The sequence below is a fragment of the Pseudoalteromonas mucoides genome (assembly GCF_049257175.1).
Classification (GTDB): Bacteria; Pseudomonadota; Gammaproteobacteria; order Enterobacterales; family Alteromonadaceae; genus Pseudoalteromonas.
The window spans coordinates 35,362-47,810 of the sequence record NZ_JBMMUC010000020.1 but is presented as its reverse complement, the minus strand read 5'-3'; the positions used below and the strand labels follow the sequence as shown (position 1 = coordinate 47,810).

Below are 12,449 nucleotides of genomic sequence, written 5' to 3'. Positions count from 1 at the left end.
AATATTAACGCATTATTATTGCAAGTATTTCACGACTATCGTGCATTAGGTGATAGATTCGCTTGTCTATCTCAAGTACCACAATCCCATTGCGTTTATCGCGCTTTAACACCCTACCACGGCGGTACATTTCTTTGTTTAACTTATCACCTTTACGATACTTCTTCGGCTTTGCAGCTGGAGAGTGATGAGAGTACGTAACTTTTTTATATAAGCCCGAAGGTAACTTATAAAAGACATCAGTAGACTTATCATATTTTTTCGCTTTTTTATGCTTTATAAATTGATGCTTCTTGTCGTACTTGTGTTCATATTTGTCTCTGTCATGTTTATTACTTGCTTTAGTTTCAAGAGGTAGCAATACCAGCCCGAATGCCATCACGCAAAGTACAATTGTTTTTTTCATAATTTTAATCTCAGTGTTTTACTTTCTTTTAAGTTTAGTGAGTTAAGCTGAATAAAAAATTAACTCAAATGTAAAGAATGTAAGCACAGTGAGAGTAGTAAACACTCACATATTAAATCATTTGGCACTTTTTACTGGTTTTAGGGTCATATGAAATCATCTTATAAGGAACATTTATTGTGGCAAAATGGTGTTGGCCTCTCATAATTTCAGTGATTATCCATGCGGTTATCTTCACAGTATTAATAAACCGTAAAACAGCCACTATGCCTAGTGCCCAAAAGGCAGCAATGAAAGTCTATGTAGTCAGCATGCCCAGTCAGGTAGAACCAACTTCTAAACTGGCTGAAACCACAGTAAAAAAACAAAGCAGTCCGGCTATTGCAGCCTCAATACCAGCAAATAAACAACCTTTAAAAAATAAAGTAAAAGCAAAGGTTACCGCTACCAAGCACAAAACAATAACTCCTGCTAAAGAGTTCAAAAAAATAGACCTCAATAAAGGTTTAAAAAATATAAAAATGCAGTATCAAAGTTCGTATTCATCATCACATTTAACATCGCTAAACCCAGAAAACCCCGATAGAATCAGCGTTCCTGAAGATCACACTAAGCCTGGGCAACCTATTTTAAAAATTGAGCAACAAAACATGCAATTCATCACGTATCGTATTGGTGATAAGTGCTTTAAAAAAGTATTTATTGGTGGTGGCTCGATGCCAAAAAATGATTTGCCCGATAGTTACATCACGGGTAGCAAAGATTGCCCTAAAACTAAAATAACCCAAGCATATGATATCGCCATGGACAAATGGCTAAATAAAAAATAAGTGACAAACACTTTAAGGTTTGTTTAAAATAGCAGCACTTACTTAATGGAGTTTGCGCATTAATGAATAACTAACACCTGTTGAAATTCGTTTTTTTATTTGAATTTACAGGGTTAGTGGGCGCAAAATTCGTCATATTTCGACCTATCACAATATAATTATTATTGCTTTGCGCACCATGCCCTGCACACTCCAGAGGCATTATGCAGTCATTACACATTCATAATTTAAGCTATCAACACGCTGATGGCCATGTACAATTTGAACAGCTCAATTTTGCTGTCAGTGAAAAACTCACTGCAATTATCGGTGCTAACGGCACAGGTAAATCGTTGCTAGCACAAATACTCGCCAAACGACTTACAGCCACCACTGGCAATGTCGAATTTAACGGCTCTGTTCTACTCGTTTCGCAGCAACAATTAACTACACAACACCTTGAAGCATCGTCAGATTCTATAGCCCACCAGCTCGGGATTGCACAAAAACTCGCAGCACTTGCGCGCATAGAGCAAGGTAGTTGTCTTGAGGCTGATTTTAACCTTGTAAACGATGATTGGCTTTGCGCGCAATACTATCAACAACAACTATTAACCTTGGCTATTGATGTGCCATTGACTCAACGCGTGGGAAGCTTAAGTGGCGGTCAGCAACGGCGCTTAACACTTTACTGCGCTTTGCAAGCAGCGCCTGATTTGCTAATTCTAGATGAGCCCACAAATCATTTAGATCATGCAGCAAAGCAGTGGTTAATAGCACAGCTGCACGCATTTCAAGGGCATATTATTGTTGTTAGCCACGACCTCAAACTACTCAACCAGTGCAATGCAATCATTGAGCTAAACAACCAAGGTGTGACTTACGAAACCGGTAATTATCAGCATTACTGTGAGCAAAAAGCGTTACAACAAAATGCCCTAGCCAAAAGAATTAATCACCTAGCAAAGGAACAAAAAAAGCAGCAACTACAAATGCAACAAAACCGCGAAAAAGCTCAGCAACGGGCGGCACAAGGTAATAAAAACCGCAAAACCTGTAGCCAAGCCAAAGTGCTATTAGATTTTAACAAAAACAGTGCCCAAGTCAGCAAAGGCGCTAGCGAACGTTTAGCCTCAGCTAAGTTAGAGTCTTTAGCCAAAAAGCAACAAACCCTAAAACAGCAACTGCCAGATAATGTTGAACCCAAGTTAAAGTTCAGCCAACCCACCAGCAATAAACGCTTACTGTTTATTGATAAACTTTGCCTACCGTATGGTAGTAGTGAAAACCCCGTGACCTTACAAATTAACAGTGGCGATAAATTACATATTGCAGGGCCAAATGGCTCAGGTAAATCAACTCTACTAGGGATGATTAGTGAATCTACAAAATCACCTGTATCTGCGGCCATTCAATTAAATAGTAAGGTGCTCTATGTTGACCAACATTGCTCTTTTTTAACCGCCACTGACAGCTTAGTTAAGGCGCTAGAAGTGCACTGCGAGCTTAAACTGCAAACAATACGACACCTATTGGCGAATATTGGCTTTAAGGACGATGATATATATCGGCGAATCAACCAACTTAGCGGTGGACAAAAAATGCAATTAGCCATGCTTATTGCCGGGCATAATGCGGGGCAATACTTATTACTGCTGGACGAACCCGATAACCATTTAGATCTCGATAACAAGCAATTACTGGCACAAAGCTTCGCGCATTTTTCTGGCAGCTTTATATTAGTAAGCCACGATGAAGAATTTATCAAGCAAAGCCAAATTACTGATACATTCATCTTATCGTAATTGCTAGTTACTACTTAAGTTGTTATTTTATATTTGAATTAACAACTAAATCTTTAAGGAAAACAATGCGTTTATTTATTGTCACCACGGCCTTATTTACCTCAACTATAAGTATTGCTGCCGAGCAGAACGACATTGAACGCATTACCACAACAGCTTCTCGAGCAGAAGTAAGCGCCGATCCGCTACCTTTAGTAATAAGCAGTATTACCCAAGCACAGTTAGATTTAATCGCCCCAACCCATATTGAACAAGTTTTAAAGCAAATTGCGGGGGCTAATATCCAACACGGTAATGGCCAAGAGTACTTACCCGCACTGCGATCGCCTGTACTTTCAGGTGCGGGCGCATGCGGCGGTATTTTAACCGCAGAAGATGGTATACCACTACGCGCGGCCGGCTTTTGTAATATCAATGAGCTATTTGAAGCGCATACAGAAATGGCTCAGCGTGTTGAGGTGTTAAAAGGCCCAGGTTCAGCCCTATACGGCTCCAATGCCGTGCACGGGGTTATTAATGTGATCACCCCTGATACCACTTATGATGAGGGTTTACTTGGTGTTGATTTGGGCTCATTTGGCTATAGTCGATTTAAATTACGCAGCGGGAAAGACTTGGGCAATCAAGGCATTGGAATTAATGCCAGCGTGACGCGTGATACGGGTTATCGTGATGATGAAAGTGTCGACCAAGAAAAGTTAAACTTGCGTCACCGCTACACCAACGACGAACTATCAATTACAACAGGGCTAAGCTATACCAATCTTGATCAAAAAACCGCAGGGTTTATCGAAGGCTTTGAAAGCTATAAAGATGATGAAATAGCTCAACAAAACTTTGACCCAGATGCCTTTAGAGAAGCACGCTCATTTAGGTTGTGGTCAAAAGCTCAGTGGCAAAGCGAGCAAGACACTCTTACTATTACGCCTTATGTGCGCAACCAGAGTATGACCTTTTTTAAACACTTTTTACCCGGCACACCACTTGAAGAAAACAGCCAAAATGGTGTTGGTATACAATCACTTTGGCAACATGCTTACTCTAACACTTTTACCTTAAACCTAGGCTTTGACAGTGAATACACACGTGCTGACTTTTTGCAGTATCAAGATCAGCCAACACAAGGATCTGACTTTTTAATCGCCACAGTGCCGCAAGGTAAGCATTACGATTACGATGTTAGCAGCACTTTACTTGCACCATTTGTAAGCCTAGAGTGGCAATGGCAAGCCCTTAGTGTCAACCTTGGCGCTCGGTTTGAGCGACTCAATTACGACTATACCAATAATATGTTAGCTGGTCGCACTGACGAAAATGGTAATGAATGTGGATTTGGTGGCTGTCGTTATTCGCGCCCGCCAAGTGGCGAGAATACCTTTACCAACACCTCACCAAAGCTTGGCCTTAGTTATAAATTAAGTACTAATAATTATTTATATGCAAACTTATCCAAAGGTTACCGTGCACCGCAAGCAGCCGAGCTGTATCAGTTGCAACGCGAGCAGCAAGTGGCAGAACTGGAGTCAGAAACCGCCGATAACCTAGAGTTTGGCTTTAAAGGTCAATACCAACAACTACATTATGTGTTCTCGGCTTACGCGATGAACAAAGAAAATGTCATCTTTCGCGACAGTGACTTTTTTACCATTAATGACGGGCAAACTCAGCACAGAGGTATTGAACTGGAGCTGGATTATCAGCTTACTGAAGCACTACAACTCGCTTTTGCTGCAAGCCATGCCGAGCACACCTACGACTATGACCAAGTTTTATCTGGGGTAAACATTAACGGCAAGGATATAGACACTGCACCGCGTAATATCGCCAACTTCCAAGCTAACTGGCAAGTTACTAATAACACCTTAGTTGCCATTGAGTGGCATCATGTCAGTGATTATTTTACCGACCCTGAAAACCTGCACAGCTACGACGGTCATGATCTAATTAATTTACGTGGGGCTTGGCAGCTAACTGAGCAGCTAAAGCTAACCGCGCGAATTAACAATCTAACCGATGCCGCTTATGCCGAGCGCGCCGACTACACCAGCTTTACCGGCGACCGCTATTTTCCAGGGCGACCACGTAATATAATGTTCTCAGCAAGTTACGCTTGGTAGCAACCACGCTTAAGTAGGTTCGCCAAATAGCGAACATAAGTCGGTTATCTTTTACTGTAATAGCTGCGTATATTGCTCAGTTAAGTGCACCTTGAGTTCGGGGTGCGCTGCTAATAATTCACTAAGCAGTGCTTTAGCGGCTGTGGTATTGCCATCAGCAATGAGTGTATCTATGCGCTTAAATGTATTTGCCACCTCTGCAGTGATGATTTCAAGCTCAAGTAACAACGCACTTTTCGCTGCCATGCTTGGTACTGCAAATTGCTTTCCAGCCATTTCTTCACTGCGTTGGCGCTGTTGGTTTTGTTTTAATTGCATCATTTTAGCTTGCTCTTGCGCTTCGCTTTGCATCATTTCCAATGAGGCTACCGGTGCTGCAGTAGGTTGTTCATCAGCTAAAATTTGCAGCTCATTCACTGTCTCTGACGGCCTAAGATGCTGTGCGGTATTTTGCACATATAAAACCGCAACTAACACCAGTGATGCCGCAGTGGATAATTGCCCATACCAAGTTTGATAAAAGCGCTTAGGTTTGTGAATTGGGGTAACTTTATTAGCTGCAACCTCATCAGCTGCGCGTTTTAGTATTTGCTCATCAAGTTGTGAGCTTGGTTGCTCCGTTGCACCACGTTTATAAAGTGAAGCAATATCATGACGGGTTAACTTATCGCTCATTGTTACTCTCCACTTTATGCTTAATGCAATGCTTTAACTTGGCTTGCGCGTAACGGATACGGCTTTTAATGTTTTCACTGGTCTGGGTAACTAATTCAGCAATTTCTTTAAGGGTAAAATCAGCTTCGTGTTTAAGTAAAAACGCTTCTTTTTGCTCACGTGATAATTGCGCTAAGCAGGCTTTTAATTGCGCGGCTTGCTGATCTTGCAGCAGCTTTTCAGCATCCAAATGAGTGTTATGATCTGCAAAGTAGTCAATGTCGAGATCTTGATTATCAGTATCTAGCCACTTACTTTGCGTGCCAGTGCGGCGGTAATGATCAATCAATTCATTATACGCAATGCGATACAACCAAGTAGTAAACTTGGCGCTCACTTGGTACTGGGAGCGCGCTTTTATTAGTTTGTTCCATACTTCTTGATAGAGCTCTTCAGCCATTTGTGGATTGGCGCACTGGCGTAAAAAATAACGATATAGGCTATTTTTATGACGCAGGTACAGCTGCGTAAAAGCCTGTACATCGCCTTGCCCGTAGTTCAGCATCAATTGCTCATCAGCGATATCTGTCATAATGTCCTTTACTCAAATCACCGTGCCGCTACTTAAATCACAATGCCGCAGCATTATTCACCAATTGCACAAATTCACTACGATAGCCAAACGTGTCTGCGCCTTTGTTAGCACTTGCCAGTTTAGCGCAATCTTCATACTGCCAGTCTCCCGTGTATTTTGCACCTTTTAATAACTGGGCAAACCCAGCAACCGCTGCAGCAAATTTAAAGTCTTGGCTGGCCTGTGATAAAGGCTGAATTTTATCACTGCTAATGGCTTGCGTAAGCAACTGGCTTTGCTCAGCATCTGGCTGTTTATAGCGTACTTTTACAAAGGCAAGTTCATTACTAGTTGCTAGGTTTTTGTGTTCTTTAGACTGGTAACGCAACTCATCAATTTGTTTATGCTCGGCGTTCGATAACGTTATTTCATACAGTGCAGTGACTGTATGCCCTGCCCCCAACTCAGCTGCATCGACTTTATCGTTATTAAAATCATCAGCCGCAAGCATGCGGTTTTGATAGCCAATTAAACGATACTCTGCGACCTGTTGAGGGTTAAACTCCACTTGAATTTTTACGTCTTTGGCAATAATTTGCATGGTGCTGCTAATTTCATCAACCAGTACTTTACGTGCTTCGTTAATGTTATCAATATAAGCATGTTGGCCATTGCCAATATTAGCGAGTTGCTCCATTAAGCCATCATTATAATTACCTTGGCCAAAACCAAGCGTGGTAAGTGCAACACCGGTTTTGCGTTTTGCAGCCACCAGCTCTTTTAGTTTATCAACTGATTGCATGCCTACATTAAAATCACCATCAGTGGCTAAAATCACTCGATTGATGCCGCCCTTTTTAAAGTTTTGCTGTGCTATTTGATACGCAAGCTCTATACCTTGCTCGCCATTAGTTGAACCGCCCGCTGCCAGTTTATCTAACGCGCCACTGATTGCGTGTTGATCATTGCCTTTAGTTGCAGGCAATACCACGCCTGCCGCACCGGCATACACCACGATAGCGACTGAATCATTTTCATCTAATTGTTTAGTTAACATGGTTAAACTGGTTTTTAATAAGGGGAGTTTATTTGCTGCGTTCATCGACCCCGATACATCTAACAAAAACACTAAATTCGCCGCTTTTAAATCTGCCTTTTCTATCTCAAAACCTTTAATGCCAATCTTTACTAGTTGCCGGTGTTCACTCCAAGGAGCTGTTGCAACTTCAGTGTGGACCTTAAATGGCGAGGTCATACTCGCAGGCGCACTGTAGTCATAATCAAAATAGTTAATAAAGGCTTCCTCGCGCACCGCATCATTAGGCGGTAACTTACCCATATTCAACATCCTACGGGTATTACTGTAACTGCCCGTGTCTACATCAATCGAGAACGTCGATACCGGCTCAGTGGCTGTTTGTTTAACTGGGTTTTGTTGGGATTTTAAATAATTTTCACGATCGTGTTCCGCAATTAGTACAGCATCATCTGCAGTTGGGTGAGGCATCGGCGGCATTAAGCTAATGCTGGCGTTTGTGTGCATCATCCCTTGCGGCATTGCTTCGTAACTTACAGCATGTAGCCGCTGTGTTTTTTGCATCTGCTCTTGTGCAACTAACACCTGTTCACTGCGGGCTTTACTTTGCGTAACTTCAACTTCATCTGCTTGCTCTTTTACTGAGCTTTGTGGTGCTGGCTTACAACCAGTTAAAACAACTAAAACGGCAAGACTTAGCACCGTAAGACTCATTTTTTTGTTATTGCCATAATCATGTAAAACGTTATTCATAAGTCACCTTTTTAAATCAAATTTGGATTACTACAGCTATAAACGGATGACTTTAAAAAGTGGGGTTAATTATTTTTTAATGCGCTAGTTTCTATTTAAATTGTTAAGAATAAGTTATTCAAAATTAAAGGCTAATGAGTAGTCAATTTAATATCAACACTATTACCCTTCGGGTATAATTAAATCACTTTCCATCAATTTGGTGATTTAGTTTTGTATTCTACCCCAACTAAGCGGACTGCTTTTTCTTCTATTATTCTCATTCTCGGCGTTTTCTTTATTGCTGTTAATTTACGTGCGCCAGTGACTGGTATCGCTCCTGTACTCGAGGAGATTATTGCCTCTTTTAGCTTGTCACCTTCTCAGGCTGGAATGTTGACTACCTTACCTTTAATAGCTTTTGCATTAGCTTCACCGCTGGCTAATTTACTTGCTAAAAAGCTCGGACTTGAAGTCGCCCTTTTTATTGCCCTAATACTTATTGGTGCGGGGCTGGCTTCTCGACTCATCACCAGCGTGCCTTTGTTGTATTTAGGCACCGCTATTATTGGTGTGGGTATCGCTATAGGTAACGTCCTACTTCCGAGCTTAATAAAGCGCGACTTCCCGCATAAAATCGCTGTGATGACCTCTGCCTATGTATTGGCGATGGCTATTTTTGGCGGTGCTTACTCTGCTATCGTACTACCACTCAGTGAGTGGCATAATTTGGGCTGGCAGCTAGCACTTGCAAGTTATGGTTTATTTACTTTACTCAGTATTACTCTTTGGTTGCCACAACTTAAATACCACACAATGCCAGTGAAAGACTTAACCCCACCTCCCGTACAAGCTAATGTATGGAAACAATCTCTCGCATGGCAAATTACTCTGCTATTGGGGCTTAATTCATTTTTCACTTATATTATGGTCGCATGGCTACCCAGTATTTTAATTGAAGGTGGCGTATCGCCCGTTAAAGCAGGCGCTATGCAAGGGGCATTTCAGGCGGCCTCAGCAATCCCTGGCATTGTATTGATCCCGTTATTAGCGAGATTAAAAGATCAACGAGTTTTAACCAGCTCACTCGCCCTAATTGGCGCACTGTGTTCATTTGGTTTGCTATTTATGCCTGAGTTAGCTTTGTTTTGGTCAATTACCTTAGGTTTTTGCTCAGGTGCCTGTTTTATTTTAGGTTTGTCGTTTGTCAGTTTACGTACGCATAATAGCCGCCAAGCAGCATCGCTTTCAGCCATGGCGCAGTGTATTGGTTATTTAATTGCAGCAACAGGACCGATGCTAGCAGGTGCTTTGCATGCTTACTTTAATAGCTGGGCATCTACTTTATGGTTATGTGCCATAGCAAGTTTAGGTTGTGCGCTATTCGGCTATCTAGGCGGTCGCAATATTACTTTAAAAAAAGGTGCTTAAGCCGACTTAGTAAAGTCTGCTTTTGAGATTGTTGAGGCTGTTGCTTAGCAGCCCACCTCTTTTTAGCCTCCTCCCTCTCTTCAAGACGTGCCTGCGCTAAATTTGCTTTAGCAGCAAAACGTAAGCGCTGTTCTGCACTTAATTCATTATCGAATGTAAATTGTGACTTCTTAACAATGCGGTTTGACTTTACTGAGCTACACATTAGCTGCCTCCCAAAATATCTCTTTTAAGTAGACAGCAAAACGACTAATTTTCTTTCAATTATTTACTCGGTGGAACTGTATCAAAACCCGTAATTGTATCTAGCTCCTTTAACCAAGCGGGACTTGAACGACACCATATTTGCGCTTTAGGTATTAGCTGTTCACGCTGCTCAACTGCCCCCATACGTAGGCCATACACTTTATCCCCTTCACCTACTGAAGTTGCGTATAACGACGTACCACAGTTGCCACAAAAACCCTGCGCACGTTTATTGCCGCTCTGTGCAATTTTTATATATTCTTTAGGTGCAGCAGCGGTAAAAGTTACTCCATTAGGCTGCGACATCACGACTGTACGAAAAGGCGCACTAGCCATGACTTGGCAATCTGTACAATGACAGTTTATTACTTTATTTTCATCTACCTCTGCAGTGTAAGTGACTTCCCCACAATGACAACGCCCGGTGATCTGCATAATAATCCTTAAAATAATTTATTTTTCAATGTTTAAAACTCTACGTTAAAAATTGCCAAAAACACAGTAATACTGAGTTTTTGCAACAAATAAATTAGACCGGATTAACGATTTTTATATTGCGTCTTACAGTGACTCCGCGAAACGGCGGGATCACGTAATTTAAGATGCTTAGTTACTCGACCAACATGGCGTTTGCGCCAAACCTTAAATGAGCCAGCCGATACATTATCACGCATAAAATTAACTAACTGAGAGTAGTTTAAACCATAAAGTTGTTCAATGGCCTCAAAAGGAGTACGGTCTTCCCATGCCATTTCAATAATTCTTGATGTATCACCACTATTAAATTGCATAATTCACCCAAAATATTGCTATACGTAATGGTTGTTTATTTAGGTCATTGCACATCAAAGTTAATATCAACGCGCCATGGCGGGGTTAATCGATTTTCACCCGCCCAATACAACTTAATTTGATTTCCTGATGGGTCTGTCAGTTTAGCTTCATGCCATAAATAGCGCTGCTCATTAATCTCAGTATCAAATTCAATACCTTTGGCTTTTAGTGATTCAACCCACCGTTTTAAATCATCGCTTTCAAAATATATAACGGCACCATTAATAAACTCATCATCTGTAAGTAGCAATGAAAACGTAGCTTTATTTGCACACTCGAAACGTGAATAGTGAGGACTTTTAACAATTTGTGTAAAGCCTAAAGTCAGATAAAACTGATTGGCTTTTTCGATGTCAGTGACAGGAAGAGTGATTTGATTAAGGTTCATAGTCGCTACCTAAATAGTAAATTAGATAACGACTTTAAAACCTTAACCAAACTTGAGGTCAATTAATAATTTCACATAAATATTAAGAGGCTTGATAGCGGTTTGCTTGTTTAATGCTAGCAAAATCATTAAAGCGAACACCGTGCTTTTTCATCACCTCAAGTGCCTTTTTACTGATCATCTGGCGTAAATAAAATGGCTGGTTCGGCACAAAGTGATGAATTGTATGGGTATGACCAAAGTTAAAGCAAAACAAATTAAACGGCGCAAATAAACGACTGGTTATTACGTGGGTTTGCTCCAGCATATTATTCACGCCGCCGTAGTAATGCATTGATGAAGTAACAAAGTTCAGCGAGCTTGAGCGCACAATATTAGGCACAATTAACACCACCATTAAAAACTCAAACACTGCCATCACATCTAACAGTAAAACAGGTGAGTTAGCTTCAAGTGGCATAAATAAATTCACTAAATGAAATACAATAACGCTGTATAGAACGGCAAAATACGCAGTAGTTACTGGGAACCCAGCATTAAATACTTTAAAAAAGCTAAAGCCTTTAATTTCTTTACTAAAACGCTTTGTGTTAATAAGTAAACCAAGCAAACCATCAATAATCACTAATGCGCGTAAAAATGGATTTTTAATGCCGTTACCGACTAAACGCTCCTCAAGATCTTGTTCAGTGCCCGAGGTTTTATGATGATGTAAATGCATCTTGCGGCGATACCATGGGCTAATAGTGTTTGGTCGCATCAACCATACTGTGAGCATCATAAAGTTATGTAAAAAAGGCTGATTACTAAAATATTGTTTATGAATAAGGTCATGCTCTAGTTCATGAGAAATTGACGCAGCTATGGCCGCTAAAATAATACATAACCAAGCGGGAATAACAGCAAAGTAATAAAGCGCACCAACGCCAATTAACGCTGCAAGAGAAAGTAAAAGAATCGCCATTCCTAACGTATTTTGATGGGCTAACAGCGGATGTTTTTGACGAAGCCTCGCCTCTTCGGCTTTAATCGCCTTCACAATAGCTTGAATATTTTCTTTGGCACTTAACGTGTTCATAAATAGCAACTGATAATCAAAGTTGCGCAGATCATACCCGAATAAATAAAAAGCTGCTATAGCGAGATTAGCGGTCAGCGGTCAGCGGTCAGCGGAAAAATCTAAATAGTTATTTATTGTAGGTCAGGTCTTATTTTGGCTTTTATGGTAAAAGGCAAGGTGCAAGACCAGACTCTGTAGAGTTTCACAAACTAATTTAAGCCTTCGAGTTCATCCTCATTTACTTCTCATTCCCTTCTCTTTGTGCAAAAGATCTTTAATTGAATTAATCACAAAGAGGTTAAGAGAAGTAACTATAAAAGTAATGGCTAGGTGTTTAGGTCTATTCGCAGCTCGCAG

At 41.0% G+C, this 12,449-nt stretch carries 13 protein-coding genes; 4 read left to right on the top strand and 9 right to left on the bottom strand.

Going from position 1 to position 12,449, the window contains the following annotated elements:
- Positions 1-4 precede the first annotated feature (4 nt).
- Positions 5-406 carry a hypothetical protein gene (locus AAEU30_RS18850; protein ID WP_421961866.1) on the bottom strand — a complete coding sequence of 134 codons (402 nt, stop codon included), beginning with the start codon at positions 404-406 and terminating at the stop codon, positions 5-7.
- A 179-nt stretch (positions 407-585) separates the two neighbouring features.
- Between AAEU30_RS18850 and AAEU30_RS18845 the strand changes: the two genes are divergently transcribed.
- The 3 genes from AAEU30_RS18845 (at position 586) to AAEU30_RS18835 (ending at position 5,137) form a co-directional block, all read left to right on the top strand.
- Complete coding sequence (locus AAEU30_RS18845) at positions 586-1,236, top strand: hypothetical protein (RefSeq protein WP_421961865.1); 651 nt, start codon at positions 586-588, stop codon at positions 1,234-1,236.
- Positions 1,237-1,439: 203 nt separating this feature from the next.
- The gene (locus tag AAEU30_RS18840) at positions 1,440-3,020 is read left to right on the top strand and encodes an ATP-binding cassette domain-containing protein (protein WP_421961864.1); all 1,581 of its coding nucleotides are present in this window, start codon (positions 1,440-1,442) and stop codon (positions 3,018-3,020) included.
- Between the two features lie 65 nt (positions 3,021-3,085).
- A complete protein-coding gene (locus AAEU30_RS18835) occupies positions 3,086-5,137 on the top strand; it encodes a TonB-dependent receptor (protein ID WP_421961863.1) in 2,052 nt (683 codons plus the stop codon).
- A gap of 51 nt (positions 5,138-5,188) precedes the next feature.
- On the opposite strand, the gene AAEU30_RS18830 is transcribed toward AAEU30_RS18835, so the two are convergent.
- From AAEU30_RS18830 to AAEU30_RS18820, 3 genes are read right to left on the bottom strand one after another with little or no spacing between them, the layout of a single operon-like run.
- On the bottom strand, positions 5,189-5,812 hold the full coding sequence (locus AAEU30_RS18830; protein ID WP_421961862.1) for a hypothetical protein: 624 nt from the start codon (positions 5,810-5,812) through the stop codon (positions 5,189-5,191).
- A complete protein-coding gene (locus tag AAEU30_RS18825) occupies positions 5,802-6,383 on the bottom strand; it encodes a sigma-70 family RNA polymerase sigma factor (protein ID WP_421961861.1) in 582 nt (193 codons plus the stop codon). The genes AAEU30_RS18830 and AAEU30_RS18825 overlap by 11 nt, the downstream gene beginning before the upstream one ends.
- Before the next feature lie 37 nt (positions 6,384-6,420).
- Complete coding sequence (locus tag AAEU30_RS18820) at positions 6,421-8,154, bottom strand: vWA domain-containing protein (RefSeq protein ID WP_421961860.1); 1,734 nt, start codon at positions 8,152-8,154, stop codon at positions 6,421-6,423.
- A gap of 213 nt (positions 8,155-8,367) precedes the next feature.
- On the opposite strand from AAEU30_RS18820, the gene AAEU30_RS18815 reads away from it, so the two are divergent.
- On the top strand, positions 8,368-9,564 hold the full coding sequence (locus tag AAEU30_RS18815) for an MFS transporter (RefSeq protein WP_421961859.1): 1,197 nt from the start codon (positions 8,368-8,370) through the stop codon (positions 9,562-9,564).
- Here the strand turns inward: AAEU30_RS18815 and AAEU30_RS18810 are convergent.
- The 5 genes from AAEU30_RS18810 to AAEU30_RS18790 all read right to left on the bottom strand — a co-directional run bounded on the left by AAEU30_RS18810 (position 9,542) and on the right by AAEU30_RS18790 (position 12,110).
- Complete coding sequence (locus AAEU30_RS18810) at positions 9,542-9,769, bottom strand: hypothetical protein (RefSeq protein WP_421961858.1); 228 nt, start codon at positions 9,767-9,769, stop codon at positions 9,542-9,544. The two genes, AAEU30_RS18815 and AAEU30_RS18810, sit on opposite strands and share 23 nt — an antisense overlap.
- Positions 9,770-9,828: 59 nt before the next feature.
- Positions 9,829-10,245, bottom strand: a complete 417-nt coding sequence (locus tag AAEU30_RS18805) for a GFA family protein (protein WP_421961857.1) — start codon at positions 10,243-10,245, stop codon at positions 9,829-9,831.
- A 104-nt stretch (positions 10,246-10,349) separates the two neighbouring features.
- Positions 10,350-10,601: a TIGR03643 family protein gene (locus AAEU30_RS18800; protein WP_421961856.1), complete on the bottom strand. Its 252-nt coding sequence runs from the start codon at positions 10,599-10,601 to the stop codon at positions 10,350-10,352.
- Between the two features lie 44 nt (positions 10,602-10,645).
- Positions 10,646-11,032 (bottom strand): VOC family protein, encoded by a 387-nt coding sequence (locus tag AAEU30_RS18795; RefSeq protein ID WP_421961855.1) that lies wholly within the window; start codon positions 11,030-11,032, stop codon positions 10,646-10,648.
- 82 nt (positions 11,033-11,114) lie between these two features.
- Positions 11,115-12,110, bottom strand: a complete 996-nt coding sequence (locus tag AAEU30_RS18790; RefSeq protein WP_421961854.1) for a fatty acid desaturase — start codon at positions 12,108-12,110, stop codon at positions 11,115-11,117.
- Positions 12,111-12,449 lie beyond the last annotated feature (339 nt).

Excerpts from the sequence above, each read along its gene's own strand:
- AAEU30_RS18850 (WP_421961866.1), bottom strand. The coding sequence starts at position 406 with ATGAAAAAAACAATTGTACTTTGCGTGATGGCATTCGGGCTGGTATTG.
- AAEU30_RS18840 (WP_421961864.1), top strand. The coding sequence starts at position 1,440 with ATGCAGTCATTACACATTCATAATTTAAGCTATCAACACGCTGATGGC.
- AAEU30_RS18835 (WP_421961863.1), top strand. The coding sequence starts at position 3,086 with ATGCGTTTATTTATTGTCACCACGGCCTTATTTACCTCAACTATAAGT.
- AAEU30_RS18830 (WP_421961862.1), bottom strand. The coding sequence starts at position 5,812 with ATGAGCGATAAGTTAACCCGTCATGATATTGCTTCACTTTATAAACGT.
- AAEU30_RS18825 (WP_421961861.1), bottom strand. The coding sequence starts at position 6,383 with ATGACAGATATCGCTGATGAGCAATTGATGCTGAACTACGGGCAAGGC.
- AAEU30_RS18820 (WP_421961860.1), bottom strand. The coding sequence starts at position 8,154 with ATGAATAACGTTTTACATGATTATGGCAATAACAAAAAAATGAGTCTT.
- AAEU30_RS18810 (WP_421961858.1), bottom strand. The coding sequence starts at position 9,769 with ATGTGTAGCTCAGTAAAGTCAAACCGCATTGTTAAGAAGTCACAATTT.
- AAEU30_RS18805 (WP_421961857.1), bottom strand. The coding sequence starts at position 10,245 with ATGCAGATCACCGGGCGTTGTCATTGTGGGGAAGTCACTTACACTGCA.
- AAEU30_RS18800 (WP_421961856.1), bottom strand. The coding sequence starts at position 10,601 with ATGCAATTTAATAGTGGTGATACATCAAGAATTATTGAAATGGCATGG.
- AAEU30_RS18795 (WP_421961855.1), bottom strand. The coding sequence starts at position 11,032 with ATGAACCTTAATCAAATCACTCTTCCTGTCACTGACATCGAAAAAGCC.
- AAEU30_RS18790 (WP_421961854.1), bottom strand. The coding sequence starts at position 12,110 with ATGAACACGTTAAGTGCCAAAGAAAATATTCAAGCTATTGTGAAGGCG.